The sequence below is a fragment of the Gillisia sp. JM1 genome (assembly GCF_000424645.1).
In the GTDB taxonomy this organism is placed as follows: Bacteria; Bacteroidota; Bacteroidia; order Flavobacteriales; family Flavobacteriaceae; genus Gillisia.
Genome location: NZ_KE384218.1, coordinates 787,115 through 806,050, shown reverse-complemented (window position 1 = coordinate 806,050; position 18,936 = coordinate 787,115). Strand labels below are relative to the sequence as shown.

The 18,936-nt window shown below is 34.2% G+C and carries 21 protein-coding genes; 6 read left to right on the top strand and 15 right to left on the bottom strand.

The window, feature by feature from the left end; translation table 11 throughout:
- The first annotated feature begins 4 nt into the window (after nucleotides 1-4).
- The 4 genes from H033_RS0106895 to H033_RS0106880 all read left to right on the top strand — a co-directional run bounded on the left by H033_RS0106895 (nucleotide 5) and on the right by H033_RS0106880 (nucleotide 3,038).
- The gene (locus tag H033_RS0106895; RefSeq protein ID WP_034886156.1) at nucleotides 5-574 is read left to right on the top strand and encodes a DUF4377 domain-containing protein; all 570 of its coding nucleotides are present in this window, start codon (nucleotides 5-7) and stop codon (nucleotides 572-574) included.
- 39 nt (nucleotides 575-613) lie between these two features.
- On the top strand, nucleotides 614-1,069 hold the full coding sequence (locus H033_RS0106890) for a hypothetical protein (RefSeq protein ID WP_026837643.1): 456 nt from the start codon (nucleotides 614-616) through the stop codon (nucleotides 1,067-1,069).
- A 113-nt stretch (nucleotides 1,070-1,182) separates the two neighbouring features.
- On the top strand, nucleotides 1,183-1,725 hold the full coding sequence (locus H033_RS0106885) for an RNA polymerase sigma factor (protein ID WP_026837642.1): 543 nt from the start codon (nucleotides 1,183-1,185) through the stop codon (nucleotides 1,723-1,725).
- The gene (locus tag H033_RS0106880; RefSeq protein ID WP_026837641.1) at nucleotides 1,722-3,038 is read left to right on the top strand and encodes an outer membrane beta-barrel protein; all 1,317 of its coding nucleotides are present in this window, start codon (nucleotides 1,722-1,724) and stop codon (nucleotides 3,036-3,038) included. Before H033_RS0106885 ends, H033_RS0106880 begins: the two co-directional genes overlap by 4 nt.
- 59 nt (nucleotides 3,039-3,097) lie before the next feature.
- Here the strand turns inward: H033_RS0106880 and gldC are convergent, their stop codons facing one another.
- Nucleotides 3,098-3,433 (bottom strand): gliding motility protein GldC, encoded by a 336-nt coding sequence (gene gldC / locus H033_RS0106875; protein ID WP_026837640.1) that lies wholly within the window; start codon nucleotides 3,431-3,433, stop codon nucleotides 3,098-3,100.
- On the bottom strand, nucleotides 3,433-4,392 hold the full coding sequence (gene gldB / locus H033_RS0106870) for a gliding motility lipoprotein GldB (protein WP_026837639.1): 960 nt from the start codon (nucleotides 4,390-4,392) through the stop codon (nucleotides 3,433-3,435). Before gldB ends, gldC begins: the two co-directional genes overlap by 1 nt.
- A gap of 105 nt (nucleotides 4,393-4,497) precedes the next feature.
- Between gldB and nadE the strand changes: the two genes are divergently transcribed.
- Both nadE and H033_RS0106860 read left to right on the top strand, forming a co-directional pair.
- Nucleotides 4,498-5,289, top strand: coding sequence for an NAD(+) synthase (gene nadE, locus H033_RS0106865; protein ID WP_026837638.1), 792 nt, complete (start codon nucleotides 4,498-4,500; stop codon nucleotides 5,287-5,289).
- 116 nt (nucleotides 5,290-5,405) lie between these two features.
- Nucleotides 5,406-6,044: a response regulator gene (locus tag H033_RS0106860; protein WP_026837637.1), complete on the top strand. Its 639-nt coding sequence runs from the start codon at nucleotides 5,406-5,408 to the stop codon at nucleotides 6,042-6,044.
- On the opposite strand, the gene dnaG is transcribed toward H033_RS0106860, so the two are convergent.
- From dnaG to H033_RS0106795, 13 genes are all read right to left on the bottom strand, one after another.
- The gene (gene dnaG, locus H033_RS0106855) at nucleotides 6,037-8,001 is read right to left on the bottom strand and encodes a DNA primase (protein ID WP_026837636.1); all 1,965 of its coding nucleotides are present in this window, start codon (nucleotides 7,999-8,001) and stop codon (nucleotides 6,037-6,039) included. The two genes, H033_RS0106860 and dnaG, sit on opposite strands and share 8 nt — an antisense overlap.
- A 115-nt stretch (nucleotides 8,002-8,116) precedes the next feature.
- On the bottom strand, nucleotides 8,117-9,169 hold the full coding sequence (locus tag H033_RS0106850) for a hypothetical protein (RefSeq protein ID WP_026837635.1): 1,053 nt from the start codon (nucleotides 9,167-9,169) through the stop codon (nucleotides 8,117-8,119).
- 128 nt (nucleotides 9,170-9,297) lie between these two features.
- The gene (locus H033_RS20905) at nucleotides 9,298-10,083 is read right to left on the bottom strand and encodes a hypothetical protein (protein ID WP_026837634.1); all 786 of its coding nucleotides are present in this window, start codon (nucleotides 10,081-10,083) and stop codon (nucleotides 9,298-9,300) included.
- Complete coding sequence (locus tag H033_RS0106840) at nucleotides 10,073-10,633, bottom strand: RNA polymerase sigma factor (RefSeq protein ID WP_026837633.1); 561 nt, start codon at nucleotides 10,631-10,633, stop codon at nucleotides 10,073-10,075. Before H033_RS0106840 ends, H033_RS20905 begins: the two co-directional genes overlap by 11 nt.
- Nucleotides 10,634-11,083: 450 nt before the next feature.
- A complete protein-coding gene (locus H033_RS0106835) occupies nucleotides 11,084-12,061 on the bottom strand; it encodes a polyprenyl synthetase family protein (RefSeq protein WP_026837632.1) in 978 nt (325 codons plus the stop codon).
- Between the two features lie 51 nt (nucleotides 12,062-12,112).
- Entirely contained in the window at nucleotides 12,113-13,156 is a 1,044-nt protein-coding gene (gene rlmN / locus H033_RS0106830; protein WP_026837631.1) for a 23S rRNA (adenine(2503)-C(2))-methyltransferase RlmN, read from the bottom strand.
- A gap of 243 nt (nucleotides 13,157-13,399) precedes the next feature.
- Nucleotides 13,400-14,449, bottom strand: a complete 1,050-nt coding sequence (gene queA, locus H033_RS0106825; RefSeq protein ID WP_026837630.1) for a tRNA preQ1(34) S-adenosylmethionine ribosyltransferase-isomerase QueA — start codon at nucleotides 14,447-14,449, stop codon at nucleotides 13,400-13,402.
- Nucleotides 14,450-14,536: 87 nt separating this feature from the next.
- A complete protein-coding gene (locus H033_RS0106820; protein ID WP_026837629.1) occupies nucleotides 14,537-15,766 on the bottom strand; it encodes a 3-phosphoshikimate 1-carboxyvinyltransferase in 1,230 nt (409 codons plus the stop codon).
- 46 nt (nucleotides 15,767-15,812) lie between these two features.
- Nucleotides 15,813-16,079: a hypothetical protein gene (locus H033_RS0106815; RefSeq protein ID WP_026837628.1), complete on the bottom strand. Its 267-nt coding sequence runs from the start codon at nucleotides 16,077-16,079 to the stop codon at nucleotides 15,813-15,815.
- Nucleotides 16,080-16,406 carry a nucleotide pyrophosphohydrolase gene (locus tag H033_RS0106810; protein ID WP_026837627.1) on the bottom strand — a complete coding sequence of 109 codons (327 nt, stop codon included), beginning with the start codon at nucleotides 16,404-16,406 and terminating at the stop codon, nucleotides 16,080-16,082.
- Nucleotides 16,406-16,858: a D-aminoacyl-tRNA deacylase gene (gene dtd, locus H033_RS0106805; RefSeq protein WP_026837626.1), complete on the bottom strand. Its 453-nt coding sequence runs from the start codon at nucleotides 16,856-16,858 to the stop codon at nucleotides 16,406-16,408. The genes H033_RS0106810 and dtd overlap by 1 nt, the downstream gene beginning before the upstream one ends.
- A complete protein-coding gene (gene rsgA, locus H033_RS0106800; protein WP_026837625.1) occupies nucleotides 16,855-17,811 on the bottom strand; it encodes a ribosome small subunit-dependent GTPase A in 957 nt (318 codons plus the stop codon). The genes dtd and rsgA overlap by 4 nt, the downstream gene beginning before the upstream one ends.
- Nucleotides 17,812-17,836: 25 nt before the next feature.
- Nucleotides 17,837-18,919 (bottom strand): bifunctional 3-deoxy-7-phosphoheptulonate synthase/chorismate mutase type II, encoded by a 1,083-nt coding sequence (locus tag H033_RS0106795; protein WP_026837624.1) that lies wholly within the window; start codon nucleotides 18,917-18,919, stop codon nucleotides 17,837-17,839.
- Nucleotides 18,920-18,936 lie beyond the last annotated feature (17 nt).

Below are 18,936 nucleotides of genomic sequence, written 5' to 3'. Positions count from 1 at the left end.
AATTATGAGAAATTTTATGATATTAATTTTAATTGCAATTACACAATTGGCATTAAGTTGTTCTAATAATGGAAATGATACTGAAATAATTGAACTAAGAATTAATCATTTTCAGCAGACGGCTATTGGAGTTGGACAACAATTAGTTATCCAAATCCAAGGGGGTAAGGAGATAGGAACTGAGAATTGGAGTTATTTTTATTCTAATATTGAAGGCTTTGAGTATGAACCTGGATTTATATATATGCTTTCTGTTGAAAAGCAAAAAATAAGCAATCCTCCAGAAGACAGTAGCTCAATAAAATATATTTTAAGAAAAGTAATTTCAAAAGAAAAAGTCGCTAATAAAACAACTTTTGAAATTCAGTTGAAATCTACAAAAACAAGTAATCCACCTAGCTTTGTAACCGGTGACTTAGCCTCGAATTATAAAATACTAGGTGAAATTGAAATTGACTGTAGTGATTTTTGTGAAAATTTATCTGAACAACTTCAAACCAAAGATGAAGTGTCGGGAATTTTTAAGCATATAGATAACAACAGCATAAGCTTAATCAGGATCATTTCAGAATAGGACATTTGAGTCAAATATTTAATTTTCAACTAAACACAAATGAAAAAGATAATTATAATTTTAGTAGTCCTTGCCTCAATTTACTCTTGTACAAAAGAAACTGATGATATGGCCGGTAATATGGAGTACACTGGAAAGTGGGAACTTGTTAAAATGACTGGTAGCTTGGAAGGCTCAGAATATACTGGTTTAGATATGGATTGGCAGGAGACGTATATTATAAATGAAGATGAAACATTCACCAAAACAAGAGTGCGTGGAGATAGCACAATAGTTGCTTTAGGAACTTATACTTTTACTGAAGAAGGATTAATGGGAGAATCGGAACTCGATCTAATAACTTATATCGAATTTTCACATAATACAGATAATGCAATAATTGGCTCTTGTGGTTTCCAGAGCTTGACAGAATATTTATATTTCAACTCTAACAACAAACTTATAAGCACATGGAATGCATGCGATGGGCCAGGACTAGAGTATATTAAAAAATAGGAGTTACTAATTAAAATTCAATGTGCCAGAATTACAATAAAAAAAACACCTAGAACTCTTTTCTCTTGCCTAATAATGTTTCAAAATTATTATATGGATAAAATTTACTGTCTTTGAACATTGAAAATTTAATTTTAAAATGCAAGAAACAGGATAAAAAAGCTCAGGAAATTTTATATCGGAGGTTCTCCCCTAAGTTTTTCGTCTTGTGTCTTAAATATTCTAGCAGCTATGATCAGGCAAAGGATAGCCTGCATGATGGTTTTATTAAAATATTTCAGAACATATCAAAGTATAATGAAAGAGGATCCTTTGAAGGTTGGATGACGAGAGTTATAATTAATAATGCTTTAAGAGAGTACCAGAATAAAGCAGTTTTTATAACAATTGAAGAGGAATATTTTGAAGAAGCAGAAATTGAGATTGAAGTAGAGGAATTATCGTTTGACTTTTTAATGAATTTGATACAAGAATTACCTAATCAATATCGTGTTGTTTTTAACTTATACGCAATGGATTGTTACTCCCATAAGGAAATTTCGAAATTATTAAACATCTCTATAGGTACTTCAAAATCTAATTTAGCCAGAGCACGTAAAAAATTGAAAGAAAATATTGAGTCCTATAAACGAAGTAAAATGAAGCTAGGATTATGAAAAAAAATATAGATGATATCTTTAATGAAAAATTTGAGCAAGCAGAGATAACTCCGCCTGAAGAAATTTGGGGTAATATTTCATCTCAGCTTCCTTTTAAAAAGCAACATAAAAGAATTATTCCTATATGGTATTTAATTGCAGGAACGGCCGCCGTTTTAGCAATAATGATATTACTTTTTAAAAATAATAATTCTCCCATATCAAATCAAAAGATAACTAATTCTCCCGAAAAACCTGTAGACAAAAATAATGGTGATAATCCAGATGTTTCAAAATTTCAAAAGTCTGAACCAAGTTCTTTGTTTGAACTAAGGAATCATGTAGTACAAACAAAAATTGAGAAATCTGAATCTCAAAATACTAAAGAAAATGAAGTTAAAAATATCACAGGTAAGAAATCTGTAATTAGTATAAACAACAAAAAGAACACTTCTAGTTACGCAAAAGGAAATGAATTAAAGAATCTTGAAAAAGAATCCAGAACAGAGGAAAGCATTAATTCTAATTATAAATTGTCAAAGCTTATACAAGATAAAATAGAAATAGTAGCTAACGATTCTATAACCCAACTGGAAGATAATACTATTGCTAATGTTGACGATATTGAAGAACCATTCAATAAAAAAGAGCTGGAAGAATCTTTGAAAACACCAATGTCCAAACGCCTGAGTGTTACGACAACTGCAGGAGCTCTTTATTTTGATAATTTAAGCACAGGAAGTGGCATAGATGAGCAATTAGCAAATAATAATGTGAATAGTGAAATCACTACTTCCTATGGTATAAATTTCGGTTATCAGATATCAAAAAAATTAAAAATTAGAACTGGAATTAGCCAAATAAAATTGGTTACTAATACTCAAAATGTTGCTTATTCTTCCATATTAAATTCGGAAGCTATCGAAGTTTCAGAATTTAGTAGCAACCCTTCAGAAGAAAATGGAGCACCTATTTTTGGCAAACTAAATCAAAATATTGGTTTTATTGAAATTCCTTCAGAAGTTGAGTATTTAATTTTAAATAAAAAGTTTGAAATAAATCTTATTGTTGGGTTTAGTACTCTATTCTTAAATGAAAATAAGATTTCTATAAATACGGAAAATTCTAACGACGATCTAGGGAAAGTAAATAACCTAAGCGACATTAGTTTTACAGCAAATGCAGGATTAGGCTTAAGCTATAAGATATCACCACGGTTTCATTTTAATCTAGAACCAATTTTTAAGTATCAATTAAATACATTTAAAGATACTAAAGACTTTAGGCCATATTATATTGGAATGTATTCTGGATTCAGCTTCAAATTTTAAAATTGACAAATAACCATACATTTGAAGCAAGAAAATATTATCCACGTCAATTTAAAACATTACTCCTTCAGCTCCATTTTTTCAGCAAAATAATCGCAGAAATCCTTCATAGTAGCGGTCATTTTCTCATCTTGTGTTGCTCTATTAAAAGTGTCACTCATTGCTACAAGTGTCTGGTGAAAAAACTTCTTCATTTCATCTACGGGCATATCTTTGGTCCACAGGTCTATGCGTAAAGTTTCTTGTTGCTTCCCATCCCACATAGATAACATCATAGCCTTAGCTTCCTCTTTATAGATAGCACCATCGTCTGCACTCCAATATAATTCCTCTGGAACCTTATTCTCATCTAATATAACTTCTATATTGATCTCAGATTTTTTGAATTCTGCCATTATTTCTTTGGTTTGTAATTTGCTTTATTAAAAATTGTTTCTGCATTCGTAGCAAGCATTTCCTGAACACTCACTTCATTTTTATCCATATATTGACGTATCATTTGCCATCCTATAAACTGTCCCAACCTTGAAGGAGACTCTGCGTCTAACTCAAGATAGAATTTAGAAAATGGCGCAGGATATAAGAATCTAGAATTTAAGTCGGTATCTGTATTAAATATTACTTCTCGTTCCACAAAATATCTCCATACTTCTTCTTCATTAGCTATAGCCCACTTTAATTCTTCTTCAGTGTATCCAATTTTGTCATGATCTGCCACCTTTGACAAAAGAAGATCTTTTAAATAAAGGATCTTTCCATAGTATAACATATTCGCGATAAAAGTTTTAGATTCTGACTGAGGCACGTAAACTTCTGCGATCTCATTAGCAACATCTGGAAGAATCTGCTCTTTCTCAAAATTCTTTTTTAAATATTCTTGCAATCCTATATAAAACGGATGCTTTTTCCCTAAATACGTGTCTAAAGAAATGAATAAATAATCTGGAGTTAATAAGACTTTATTTCTATAGTCTACTTCAGAAGTTATGGTAATTACATGTGGAATTTCGAAGGAAGGAAAATAATATTTGGTATGCTGAAAAAGCTCATATATACCATCTTCTTCAGTAGAAAAATCAGGAAAAGCTTTTTCTACTTCTTCATTTAATTCCTTCTGAATGCTATCATTAGCCTTAGCGATCCACATACTGTCTGTAAACCTTTCAGGAAATAAATAGGGATATTCACTCTTTAATTGAGGTAAATTATCTCCTGTAACCTCCGCGAATTTCTTGTCGAAACGAGTAACCTTTAGATCTATAGCAATCTTCTCAATCTCCTTTTCTTCATTTGACTGCGAGTTACAAGCAACCATAATTAGAACTAAAAAAAGCATACTTATTAATCTAACCATCTAATATAATTATGAAGCCTTTAACGCAGGCTGTTTTTGATACTAATTTAAACTTCCTAAATTTGCTTGCAAAGGTATTACTTAGAATTCTAAACACCCAAAATTATGCAAACTGAAAAGGTAGTAAATCACATTGTAGATTGGTTAAAAGATTATGCAACTTCATCCAATATGAATGGTTTTATTGTAGGGATAAGTGGCGGGATAGACTCGGCTGTTACCTCAGCGCTTTGTGCAAAAACAGGATTGCGTACGTTGTGTGTAGAAATGCCAATACATCAAGCCATAACTCAGGTGAGCAGAGGACAAAATCATATATCTTATTTAAAAAGTCATTTTGCAAATGTTACCAATGTAGAAGTAGACCTAACACCTGTTTTCGAACAATTTAAGGCGACGGTGCCTTTTGAAAATGAAAATCCAAATTTACATATTTCCCTAGCCAATACCAGAGCAAGATTAAGAATGTCTACTTTATATTATTTTGCTGGCTTGCATAAGTATTTGGTAGCTGGAACAGGAAATAAGGTAGAAGATTTTGGTGTAGGATTTTACACCAAGTATGGAGATGGTGGAGTTGACTTAAGTCCTATTGCAGATTTAATGAAAAGCGAAGTTTACGAGATTGGAAGATATTTAAATATTGGCGAAGAGATTTTAAATGCAGCACCTACCGATGGATTATTTGGTGACAGTAGAAGCGATGAAGACCAAATTGGAGCGAGTTACGACGAATTGGAATGGGCAATGGAAAGAGATCAACTGGGAATGAATGCGGAAGATTATTCTGGTAGAGAACAAGAAGTTTTTAATATTTATAAAAGTCGAAATAAAGCAAATAAGCACAAAATGGAGCCAATCCCAGTTTGTGAAATTCCCTTTAATCTTAAAAATTAGGCTTTTCATCGAGTAATTAAAATGTGTGGTTATATTAAAAAAATAAACTCTTAGCTTTAACTTAATATACTAAAGAGCAAACCCTGCAGCTTTAATTTTAGTACTAACAATATCTTATGAGTACAATCTTAATTGCAGACCACCATCCTATAACACGCGAAGGAATTAAATCCTTACTTGCAGATCAAAATGAACTAAATGTTATTGGAAACGTTACCAACGGGAAGGATTTAATAAAATCTCTTAGAGCTCATTCTCCCGAAGTTCTAGTAATAGAAATAGATTTGCCAGAGATAAATGGAATTACGGCTCTCCGAACCATTAAAACCGAATTTCCGAGAATTAGGATACTAGTATTTAGTTGTCACCCTGAGGAAATGTATGCCTTAAGTGCAATAAAAGCCGGTGCATCTGGTTATTTATCTAAAACAGCTTCTACACAGAGTTTGTACAATGCAATCCAACAAGTTGCCCGAGGAGGAATTTATTTGAATAAAAACATTACCGATAAGATAAATTCTGGAGCTACCAACGGAAATGGATTGATCGCAAAATTTAAAAAGTTATCTACCCGAGAAATGGAAGTGCTTAATTTACTTTCTAATGGTAAGCGTAATAAAGATATTGCTGAAGCATTAGACATCAATGAAAAAACGGTAAGCACCTATAAAACAAGGCTTTTAAAGAAACTTAAAGTAGATAACCTAGCAGATCTTATCAACCAATCTAGATTACTGCAACTTCGAATTACATAACTCGATTCAGTTTATTGGAAAGGATCTTTTTCAAAGAAAGATAATCTACTATATCTTCTAAAGAACTGGAAGCACCATCAACAGAAGGTTCTGCTTCTTTAATTTCTTTAGATAATTCATCTATCTTTCTGGTAATTAAAAAACGTCTTAGAGCAAGGATGGTCTCATTCACTAATCTGGCAATGCTGGCATCTTTTTGCTTTACCATGATATCCATACGTTCCCAGTCATGTAAGGTATATTGTTCCTCCTCCATCAAGATGGTAGTTACTTCCCCGGATAATTTAGAGTCTAGTTCATTCACAAAAGTCTCTAGAGTTAGCTTGCCTTCTTCGTTCAATTTATTGATCACCAAACTATACAATTCCTTAAAAAGTTCGTTGGTAAAGGCTACTTCATCTTCCTGAAGATCTAAGAATATCTTTTCAAAAACTTTAGCCTTCTGTAACTCTGGTTCCAATACTAATTCTCCCTGAGCATTTTCTTTCCAAACAAGATCTTCAAACTCCTCCTCTACTGTACCATAAAGCAATAATAGGCTAATTATCTTTCTTTCAAGTTCGAATAACTCATCCACCTTAGTTTGCGGGGATGTAGATTCTTTTACTACTTCAAGAGTCTTAGTCTTCCCCTTAGTTTGAGGAGCTGTTTTACCCTCTTTAGCCATCATCTGTGTCAGGGTAGAAAACAAGACTACTTCAGAAATATCCATGATTCTGGAACATTCCTGAATATATACTTCTTGCTGGATTTGATTTGGGATCTTAGCAATGCTCGATACCATATCATGAATTAAATTGGCTCGTTTTACCGGATCATTTTTAGCATCCTGATATAATAATGAAGCTTTAAATTCAATAAAATCCTTTGAATTTTCTTCAAGGTATTCCTCTAATTCTGTTTGAGAATTCTTCTTTGCAAAACTGTCTGGATCTTCCCCTTCTGGAAAGACCACCACTCTCACATTCATACCTTGTTCCAAGATAAGGTCTATTCCGCGAATAGCTGCTCGCATTCCCGCCGCATCCCCATCAAACAGCACTGTTATATTTTTTGTGAGTCTATTTATGAGCCTGATTTGTTCTGAAGTAAGCGAAGTCCCAGAAGAAGACACCACGTTCTGAATTCCGGTTTGATGAAATTGGATTACATCTGTATACCCTTCTACTAAATAACAGTTGTCCTCTTTAGCGATGTGTTGCTTTGCGTGATAAATACCGTAAAGCACTTTACTCTTATGGTAAATATCACTTTCTGGAGAATTTAAATATTTCGCTGCTTTTTTATCGTTAGTTAGAATTCGGCCTCCAAATCCTAAAACTCTTCCAGACATGGATTGAATCGGGAACATTACCCTTCCCTTAAATCTATCGAATTGCTTTTCACCTTTTACGATGGTTAGTCCGGTTTTTTCCAGATAATCCATTTTGTAAGCTTTGCGAATTGCTTCAGACGTAAAAGCATCCCATTCATCTAAACAATATCCTAGACCAAATTCTTTGATGGTTTCATCTGTAAAACCACGTTCCTTAAAATAGCTAAGACCAATGGCTTTACCTTGTTCGGTTTTGAGCATGGTGTTCTGAAAATAGGTGCTGGCAAATTCAGAAACCAGATACATACTTTCACGTTCGTCTAAAAGTTGTTTCTGCTCGTCTGTCTGCTCGGTTTCTTCTATTTCTATGTTGTACTTTTTAGCGAGATACTTTATAGCTTCAGGATAGGTAAAATGCTCGTGTTCCATTAAAAAAGCCACTACATTACCTCCCTTTCCACTGGAGAAATCTTTCCAGATCTGCTTCACTGGAGAAACCATAAAACTTGGAGAACGCTCGTCTGTAAACGGACTCAACCCCTTGAAATTACTTCCAGACTTTTTTAGTTGGACGAAATCGCCTAAAACTTCCTCTACACGGGCAGTTTCAAATACAAGGTCTATGGAGTTTTTTGAGATCAAAGGCTATTCAGAATATGTGATTTGTAAAATGACCCAAATATAACAATAAATAAAAAAAGAGGATGGCTTTCCAACAATAGAAAACCATCCTCTTTCACAACTGAGCAAATTGTACTTAATCTATATCAAATCTTAGTCCAAACGAGATGTTTCTTAATTCAATATTCGGATCTTTAAAGATCGGATTAAGATCATATTTAGCATATAATGCCACACTTCCTAGACTAATATAGCTACTTAAACCATAAACGAAATTATTAGTGTTAAAATCACCTCTGTCTAACTGCGCTGTATTTTGCTCACTATACTTTAATTTTTGACTTCTAGATAAGGCTACGCCAGCATAACCCCCTAAACCTATTTTAAATTTTCTATTAGTACTATATCTAAAATAATCTGATTTTTCAATTTTTTTAGATGGACCAAATTCAAAATGCAATGGAAACACTAAATTGTTCATTTTAAACTTAGACTTTTCAAGACCGCTATTAGAATCTACAAATTCCAATAATCCTCCTTCATCAATATTAATAATCCGATCTTCAGTTGGCTTTAATCCATTAAATTGAAGAGAAACACCATACTTCAATCTTAACCAATTTGAATCATCAAATACTCGGGTTTTCCAAGCCCATCCTAATTCAAAAAACCTACTTCCCGCAACTTTAAAATCTGAATTGTTTAAGGATTGGTCTTTAGAAATGGCATTATTTAAACCTACCGCCAGAACTAGACCACTGCTAGTTCGCTTATCAAAAGTCTGAGATTTATCATTACCAAAATTTAAATCTATCCTTTTATCTTCCTCAAAAAAACCGAGATAGTTTACATCCTCCCCATTTCTTTCTTCTAATGCTATCCTATTTTCTAAAATAATTATTCTATTTTCTATATTTAGAGCCCTTTTTTTAGCTGCATTCTCTTTTAAAACATTTGCCTGATCAATAGCTATAATGTTTTTATTTAACCTATTTGCTATTTCTTCTAGATCAAGTTTTAGTCCTTCTTTTTCTTCGTCAATTATTTTTTGCTTTTGTTTTTCAAAGAATTCTTTCTTAATTATTAAAGAATCTTTATTACTGGTAGAAATACTATCATTTTGTGCTTGCATCTCCTGCATGACAAAACTGAATAAAATAAGTGTGAGAGTTACAATAATTGTTTTCATGATGATGTTGGTTTTTAAATGTCCTCTGCCTACCTCCTCTTTTGAAGAGGCGGCTTATTGGACTTGATTGATGAATTATTTAATTTGACTTTATAGAATTTGTGATAATATCATGGCTAATTCTATTATTATAGATAATTCTTATTTGCAACTGCTGTTTTTGCTTTAGAGTACCCTTCTTTTAAAATCTCTAAAACCTTATCACGAAAGGAATTGTCCATTTCAAACTCTACATCTTGCAAAAGGTCTTGAGGATTTATTCTACCTTCTGTAAAGCCTGCTTTGTAATGCTCCTTGCTTATTTTTGCTGCTGCTTCAGCAAGTAACTTATTTGCTTCTGAACCTGTGAATATTTGTCCCTTTTCAGTTTGAGCAAGTATATTTTCTAGGGCGTCATTTAATTCAAAATCTAATATTTTATCGTTAGAAAGCACTGAATGAATTATTAAATCTGGTTCTTTTTGCAAACCCTTATTACCTATCAAGGCTATTTCTTTCTGATTTCTTTGACTCCTTTGTTTATTGGTAGGGATAGTAGCATTTGAATTTGGACTAATCGGTTCTTTTTTAATTTCCTCAACTTCTGTAGTTGCCAATTGTTCTACCTCATCTTGAGTCTGAGTAAAAATTTCTTCTGAAGTTTCCTCTGGATTTTCTTCAAGCTTAACTTCTTCTTTAGGCACATCTACCATTTCTGGGGAATCTGAAGGAGTTGAATTATTGAAAACTAAACTTAAGATCAAGATCCCACCAATAATACTCGCCGCAATTCCCATCCACAATATAAAAGGTTTTTTCTTTTGTTGGGTCTCATCCAATCTAGCGCTTAGTTTGTCCCAACTGCCTGCAGATGGCGTGATCTCCCGATCCCGTAACTGCCTTTTTATTTTATCTTCAAATCTCTCAGTTCCCATAGCTTGAAGTATTTTTTAATTCTAATTGTTCTTGTAACATTTTTTTCGCTTTGAACAATTGAGATTTTGAGGTCCCAACCGTTATTTTAAGTAATTCAGCAATTTCTGCGTGTTTATAGCCTTCTACTGCATAGAGTACAAAAACCGTTTTATAACCCTCAGGCAATGCATCTATTAACCGCTGAATATGATCTACATCTATTTCAGCCTGTATAGTATCGAATCCTTCACTTTTCACAGATTCCATTTCTTCCTGAAACTCCAGTTCATTTTTCTTCCGAAGAAAAGAAATAGACTCTCGTATCATGATCCTTCTCACCCAACCTTCAAAACTGCCTTCATGTTTAAAACCTTTTAAATATGTAAACACCTTAAAAAATCCGGTTAACATGACATCTTCCGCATGCTGAAGATCTTTAACATACATTCTGCAAACGCTTAACATTTTACCAGAATGTTTTTCATAGAGATGCTGTTGGGCATCACGATGGTTTTTCGCTGCTCTCGCAATTAATTGCTTTTCGTTTTTAAAAAGAGGAATTACTTTCACTAAGCTTATTTCAGTTACTTGAGAGTATCCTCACAAGTCATTTGTTTTGAAAACTAATTTTAAAATCGAGACGAACTCGAAGAATCAAACTCTAATTGAGAGTTAAACCCATCTATTTATATAGACGTAAGAAAATTACAAAAGGTTGCCTAGGTATTGATTTATTTTTAGAGAAAGTTTAAGAATTGTATTTAGAGTAGGAAATAAGTTGTTAAAATACAATTTTTATTGCCGCGAATAGTGAGATCTCGACTCCGCTCGATGTGACAGTAAAGTCCTTTTTGTCATCCTGACGAAGGAAGGATCTCTTTTCTAATAAAATATCTATTACTTCATTGAGATTCTTCACTGCATTTCATTGCGTTCAGAATGACAATTTTCACAATTGTTAATTGATTATTGTTCACTGTTCACTGTTAACTGTTAACTGTTAACTGTTAACTGAAGAAATTATTTCTTACGCTCTATCACGTAATTCACCATTAAGATAAGTGAATCTTTATAAGTTGAAGGTGAGTAATCGTTTAAAATGGAAAGTGCCTCTTTTTGATATTCTTTCATTTTGGTAACCGCATAATCCAAGCCACCGTTAGATTTTACCAGAGCGATGACTTCCTTAACACGTTTTTTATCCTTGTTATGATTTTTGATGGAATTGATGATCCATTTTTTCTCCTTTGGAGTAGAATTATTAAGCACATAGATCAATGGCAAAGTCATTTTCTGCTCCTTGATATCTATTCCGGTAGGCTTCCCTATCTGATCTTCTCCATAATCGAAAAGATCATCTTTTATCTGAAAAGCCATCCCAATAAGCTCTCCAAATCGGCGCATTTTAGCAATTTCAGAAGATTCTGGCTTTACTGAAGCTGCACCCAGACCACAACAGGCTGCGATTAAGGTTGCTGTTTTTTGTCGAATAATATCATAATAAACAGCTTCGGTAATATCTAAACTTCTGGCTTTTTCAATTTGTAATAACTCGCCTTCACTCATCTCTTTCACTGCGATAGAGATGATCTTCAGTAAATCAAAGTCGTTATTATCTATAGAAAGCAATAAACCTTTAGAAAGTAAATAATCGCCAACCAAAACAGCAATCTTATTTTTCCAAAGTGCATTTATACTGAAAAACCCTCTCCTTCTATTAGATTCGTCCACCACATCATCATGAACCAAAGTGGCAGTATGTATAAGTTCTATTACCGCTGCACCACGGTATGTACGCTCGTTCACCTGCCCTTCAGAAACCATTTTGGCAACCAGGAACACGAACATAGGACGCATTTGCTTCCCTTTTCTATTAACTATATAATGAGTGATCTTATTTAAGAGCGCCACTTTAGAGGACATGGACTCGAAGAACTTCTTTTCAAAAAGCTCCATTTCTTTTTCAATCGGTAATTTTATTTGAGAGATTACCTTCATAAGGAATCAAATATAGCTAAAGATTATGGTTTAAATATTTCAGGCTATCCTTTATGAAGATTTGTTAGCTAACTGTCCACAAGCTGCATCTATATCTTTCCCTCTGGACCTTCTTACAGTAACTGTAATTCCATTTCGCTCCAACATAGACTCGTACATATTTGTTGCTTCTGACGAAGCCTGTTGAAAGACGCCATCGTCTATTGGATTGTATTCTATTAAATTCACCTTACAAGGCACATATTTACAGAACTGCACTAAAGCTTCAGCATCTTTACGAGTATCGTTGATCCCTTCCCAAACAATATACTCATAGGTAATTCTGCTTTTGGTTTTTTCATACCAGTATTCCAAAGCTTCTTGAAGATCTGCTAATGTAAATGTAGCATTAAAAGGCATTATGGTAGTTCTTATCTCATCTATAGCTGAGTGGAGCGAAACTGCGAGTTTCACTTTAGTTTCATCATCGGCTAATTTCTTGATCATTTTTGGAACACCTGAGGTAGAAATTGTGATCCGCTTAGAAGACATCCCTAAGCCCTCTTTGGAAGTAATCTTCTCTATAGCCTTCATTACATTATTGTAATTCATAAGCGGCTCGCCCATCCCCATAAAAACGATGTTGGACAATGGCTTATCAAAATACAATCTGCTTTCGTTATCTATAGCCACTACCTGATCGTAAATTTCATCTGGATTTAGATTACGCATACGTTTTAAGGTAGCCGTTGCGCAAAATTTACAATCTAAACTACATCCAACTTGAGAAGACACACAGGCAGTAGTCCTTTTTTTAGTTGGAATAAGCACAGATTCCACTGTTAGATCATCATGTAATCTTACTGCATTTTTAATGGTCCCATCACTACTCCTTTGCATTTGGTCTACACGAATATGATTGATCACAAAGTTATCCTCCATCATCTGTCTTGTCGCCTTGGAAATATTAGTCATATCCTCAAAACTATGGGCACTTTTATTCCAAAGCCACTCATAAACCTGAGAGCCTCGAAAGGACTTATCTCCCTGAGCAACAAAGAATTCCTGTAATTGTTCCTTAGTTAAAGCACGTATATCTTTCTTCTTATCTTTCACGCTGCAAAAGTATGAAGATTATTAGGATTTACAGTATTATCAAATCAAGAACCTCGGGACAAGCTCAAGAGATATGTCCAGACTGTTCGGGAGAAAAATACTTTTGAAAACTCGAGGCAAGCCTTGGAGGAATTAAGCCCTCAATGGGGGATTAAATTCTAACCTGTTTTAAAAAAAGAAAACCACGAATACTTCTCATTAAATGAGTGCATTCGTGGTTTTAAAATATTTGAAAGGTGAATGTTAGATAATCAACATTGCATCTCCATAAGTGTAGAACTTATATTTTTCCTTGATCGCTTCGTCATAAGCTCTTTTCATGAAGTCGTGTCCTGCAAATGCAGAAACCATCATCATCAAAGTAGACTTAGGTGTATGGAAATTCGTGATCATACAGTTAGCAATACTAAAATCGTATGGAGGGAAAATAAATTTGTTGGTCCAACCACTAAATTCATTTAAAGTATGGTTAGAAGAAACCGCACTCTCCAACACTCGCATACTAGTTGTACCAACCGCACATATTCTTCGTTTTTCACTAAGTGCCTTATTGATAATTACAGTAGCTTTCTCTTCAATAAAAGCTTCTTCACTATCCATTTTATGTTTAGAAAGATCTTCTACTTCAACTGGGCTAAAAGTTCCCAATCCTACGTGAAGTGTAACTTCAGCAAAATCTATTCCTTTAATCTCAAGACGTTTTAATAAATGCTTAGAAAAATGCAGTCCTGCAGTTGGAGCAGCAACAGCACCTTCATTCTTAGCATAAATAGTTTGGTATCGCTCCGCATCTTCAGGCTGCACGTCTCTTTTAATATATTTAGGAAGTGGAGTTTCCCCTAGTTCCTGTAATTTTTTTCTGAATTCTTGGTAAGAACCATCATATAAGAAACGAAGCGTTCTACCTCTAGAAGTGGTATTATCTATAACTTCAGCAACAAGACTTTCATCATCACCAAAATACAACTTGTTCCCAATTCTTATTTTTCTTGCCGGATCTACTAACACATCCCAAAGCTTAGTTTCTGGATTTAATTCTCTTAACAAGAATACTTCAATACGAGCTCCGGTTTTTTCTTTGTTTCCGAATAAACGTGCGGGAAATACTTTTGTATTATTAAGAACCATAACATCTTTTGGTTCAAAATATTCCATTATATCCTTAAATAATTTATGCTCAATTGTTTGGTCTTTTCTGTTTAGAACCATCAAACGTGCCTCATCCCTGTTTTCTGCAGGATATTCAGCTAGAAGTTCTTCCGGAAGTTCAAAACCAAATTGTGAAAGTTTCATTCCCATATTTAAATTTTTTTAAGGATGCAAATATACAACCACAACATAGGCGTTGTCAAGTAAATAGAAGTTTATTTGAGAAATGAATTAGCTGGAGACTTTCTCTATGGAAAATCCGATGGATTCTAAGTCTTCCCAAAACTCTGGATAAGATTTTGAAACAACTTCCGCATCCTTAATTCTAAGCGGAACTTTTAATGCCAAAGGAGCAAAAGCCATTGCCATTCTATGATCGTTATAAGTTTCTACTTCTATATTCTCTCTTAAAGTAGAGCATGGAGCCAGAGATAAACTATTGCCAGTGATCTCTACAGTAGCACCAAATTTCTCCAATTCGTTTTTCAAAGCCACTAATCGGTCCGTTTCTTTGATCTTTAAAGTATGAAGCCCTTTTAATTCGCAACCTATCCCTAAACCTAAACAAGTAACTGCAATGGTTTGAGCCAGATCCGGCATATTTCGAAGGTCCAAATGTAAATTATTTGGTTTTTGAAAGGTGTTTTTTAAAAGCAGAATTTCATTATCTGCAAAAGACGTTTCAATTCCAAATTCATGATAAATTGGAATAATCTTCGAATCACCTTGTAAACTTTCCTTTTTATAGTTCTTTAAATTCAGTTGCCCTTGCTTCCCTAAAGCGGCAATCGAGAAATAATAAGAAGCAGAGCTCCAATCTGATTCTATCTCAAAAGTTCTTGACTCAAGTTTACTTTTAGGCTGAATAGTTATCAACTGTCCTTCAAATTTTGCTTCAATATCAAAATAGTGAAGCAACTTCAGAGTCATATTAATATAAGGAGCCGAAGTGACTTGTCCTTCAAGATTTATAATCAATCCATTTGGAAGGGAAGCGCCTATTAACATTAAAGCAGAAATATACTGGCTGCTGATATTTGCTTGAACATTTACCGATGATTTCAGAAGCTTTTTACCCGTGATCTTTAGAGGAGGAAAACCCTCTTTTTCTAAATAACTGATATCTGCTCCCAGATCTTTTAGCGCATTCACTAAAAGTTCTATTGGGCGGTCTTGCATCCTGGAACTTCCGGTAAGAACAACTTCTAAGCCTTCTTTGGAAGCAAAATAAGCTGTAAGAAAACGCATTGCGGTACCAGCATGATGAATATCGACCAAACCACCACTAGTTTTCAAAGCTTTTTGTAAAACTAAAGTATCATCACTATTAGATAAGTTGTCCAAAGAAATTGAAGGATATAATGCCTTCAAGATCAAAGCTCGGTTAGATTCACTCTTGGAACCTGTAATTTGAATTTTTCCAAGGAGATTAGTACCTGGATGACTTAACTGGATATTCATACAACTTGAGATGAAAATAGATTAATGAGGAAAGAATACAAAGTATTTAATTCTCTCTTTCTTCCTTTTTTTGTTTTATAGAAAATTGTCCGAAGGTGATGATAAAACCATAGATAAATCCTGTAAAAAGTGACCCCAATACAAATCGCATCCACCTTTCTTCAGATAAATTCAATCCGAAATAACCACTAAAATCAAAGCCTCCAAAAGTGAAAAGCATAGTAATAATATGATAGACCACGATAAATGATATTCCCATTCCGGCAACAGAAATCCAAAAACCTTTTGTTTGAATAGTTTTTTTAAAGATCATTTATTTCAATTTATCATTGTTATGATGTCTATCATGGTCACGCTTAGTTTTGAGATCTAATTTCTTATCGAAAGCTTCCTGAAGGTTGATCCCTGTTTGATTTGCTAAACACAAAACTACAAATAGTACATCTGCCAGTTCTTCTCCCAGATCTTTATTTTTATCGCTCTCCTTCTCGCTTTGCTCCCCATAACGTCGAGCTATAATACGAGCAACTTCTCCCACTTCCTCTGTAAGCTGAGCCATATTGGTGAGTTCATTGAAATAGCGAACCCCATGTTCTTGGATCCAAGTGTCTACAGCTTTTTGTGAATTTTCAATATTCATTATTCCTTGCTTTTTGAATCTATTATAATGGTAACAGGACCATCATTTATGAGTGCAACTTTCATATTTGCACCAAAAATTCCGCGCTCCACTTTTTTATCTAACTGATCTTCAGTCTCTAAGATAAAATTCTCATAGAGCGGAATAGCTATATCCGGCTTGGCAGCCTTTATATAACTTGGTCTGTTTCCTTTTTTTGTACTTGCATGCAAGGTAAACTGACTTATAACTAAAACCTCAGCATTTATATCTTGTAAAGAGCAATTCATAACCCCGGCTTCATCATTAAAAATTCGCATTTTCAAGATCTTATTAACCAGCCAGGAAATATCTTCTTTAGAATCATCATCCTCTATACCAACAAGTAATAAAACACCCTTGCCAATTTTACCATTAACTTTTCCGTCAATGCTAACCGATGCTTCCGAAACTCTTTGTACAACTATTCTCATTGTTCTTCCGGAAAATCATCCATTCTATATTGTTGCTCATCTTCCCCTTCAATTATCTGCAAATAACTCTTATATCTGGACCAGGCGATTTCTCCATCTTCCAAACCATCTTTAACTGCACAATGTGGTTCGTTTTTATGCAAACAATTATTGAATTTACATTCTTGTTTTACCGCAAAGAATTCTGGGAAATAGTTCCCCAGTTCCTCTTTTTCCATCTCTACGACCCCAAAACCCTTAATTCCAGGAGTATCTATTATTCTGGCATCAAAATTAAGATCGTACATTTCTGCAAAAGTGGTAGTATGTTGGCCTTGCTTATGCTGGGCACTTATTTTAGAAGTCTTTAGATCTAAGCTTGGTTCCAGAGCATTGATAAGTGTAGATTTTCCGGTACCGCTATGCCCGGAGAACATGCTGGTCTTCCCAATCATCATCTCCTTTACCTTATCTAAATTCTTTCCAGTCTTTGCTGAAATCCCTAAACATTCATATCCCACTTCTCTATATAAGGCTGCTAGGTATTTAATTTCCCCGAGCTCTTCTTCATTATACACATCTATCTTATTGAACAATAACACTGTTTTTATATGATAGGCTTCTGCAGTTACCAGAAATCTATCTATAAAAGTGGTGAATGTGGGAGGATTATTTAATGTAACCAACAAAAAAGCCACGTCAATATTGGAGGCAATAATATGGGTTTGCTTAGAGAGGTTTACAGATTTCCTGATAATATAATTATCCCGTTCTTCTATAGTGTTTATAACTCCAAAAGTGTCGTCTCCAGTTTCTTCCAATTCAAATTGCACTTTATCTCCTACCGCTACAGGATTGGTACTTTTAATTCCTTGCATCCGGAATTTTCCCTTTATCCTGCAGCGGTAAAAAACACCGCTTTCAGCCTTAACGTGGTACCAACTTCCAGTAGATTTATATACAATTCCTGTCATTCTACAAAGGTGCAAAATCCCAAGCTTATTCGCTAATTACTTTTTTCTGATGATTTATAGATTCCTGATGAATAGCCTTGAACATTTTCAAAACGAATTCTTCACTTAAACCTTGTTGTTCTCCTTCTAAAATCATTTTACCCAGAATTTCGTTCCATCTCGAGGTTTGAAGGATCGCAACGTTTTGAGACTTTTTAATTTTCCCTATCTCATCGGCTATTTTCATCCTTTTTGATAGCACCTCTAATAATTGGTGATCTGCAATATCAATTTTTGCTCGCAAATTCTTTAAACTGTTCACAAATTCTTTGCTTTCTGAAATTTCCTTTCTGATTTTAAGATCCTCCATAATTTGAATTAAAGTAGCAGGAGTGATCTGTTGTGCTGCATCACTCCATGCATTATCTGGATCATGATGAGTTTCAACCATCAATCCGTCATAATTCAAATCTAAGGCTGTTTGGCAAAGATCAAATATAATATCGCGTCTTCCTGCTATGTGAGAAGGATCTAAGATAAGCGGCAGATCAGGAAATCTATTCTGTAAATCTATCGGAATTTGCCATTCTGGATTGTTTCTATATTTGGTCTTTTCATAAGCAGAAAATCCTCTGTGTATCACTCCCAAATTCTTCACATCTGCAGTGTAAAAACGCTCTACGGCACCTAACCAAAGAGAAAGATCTGGATTTACAGGATTTTTGATCAAAACTGTTTTATCTGTTCCCTGCAATGCATCTGCAATGTCCTGAACTATAAATGGAGAAACAGTTGTTCTGGCCCCTATCCATAAAATATCTATATCGTGCTTTAAAGCTAGTTCCACATGATTTGCATTTGCTACCTCTGTGGTTGTAAGCAATCCTGTTTCTTCTTTTGCTGTTTGCATCCATTTTAAACCTAATGCTCCCACACCTTCAAAATTCCCCGGGCGGGTTCTTGGTTTCCATAATCCGGCACGCAACACACTAACATCGCTATCTTTTAATTGTTTAGCGATCTTTACTAACTGTTCTTCCGTTTCAGCACTACAAGGTCCTGCTATTACCAAAGGATGATCGAGGTTAAATTTATCTAACCAGTTTCTAAGTTCTTTTTTATTTTCCATTGTTAACTATTATTTAA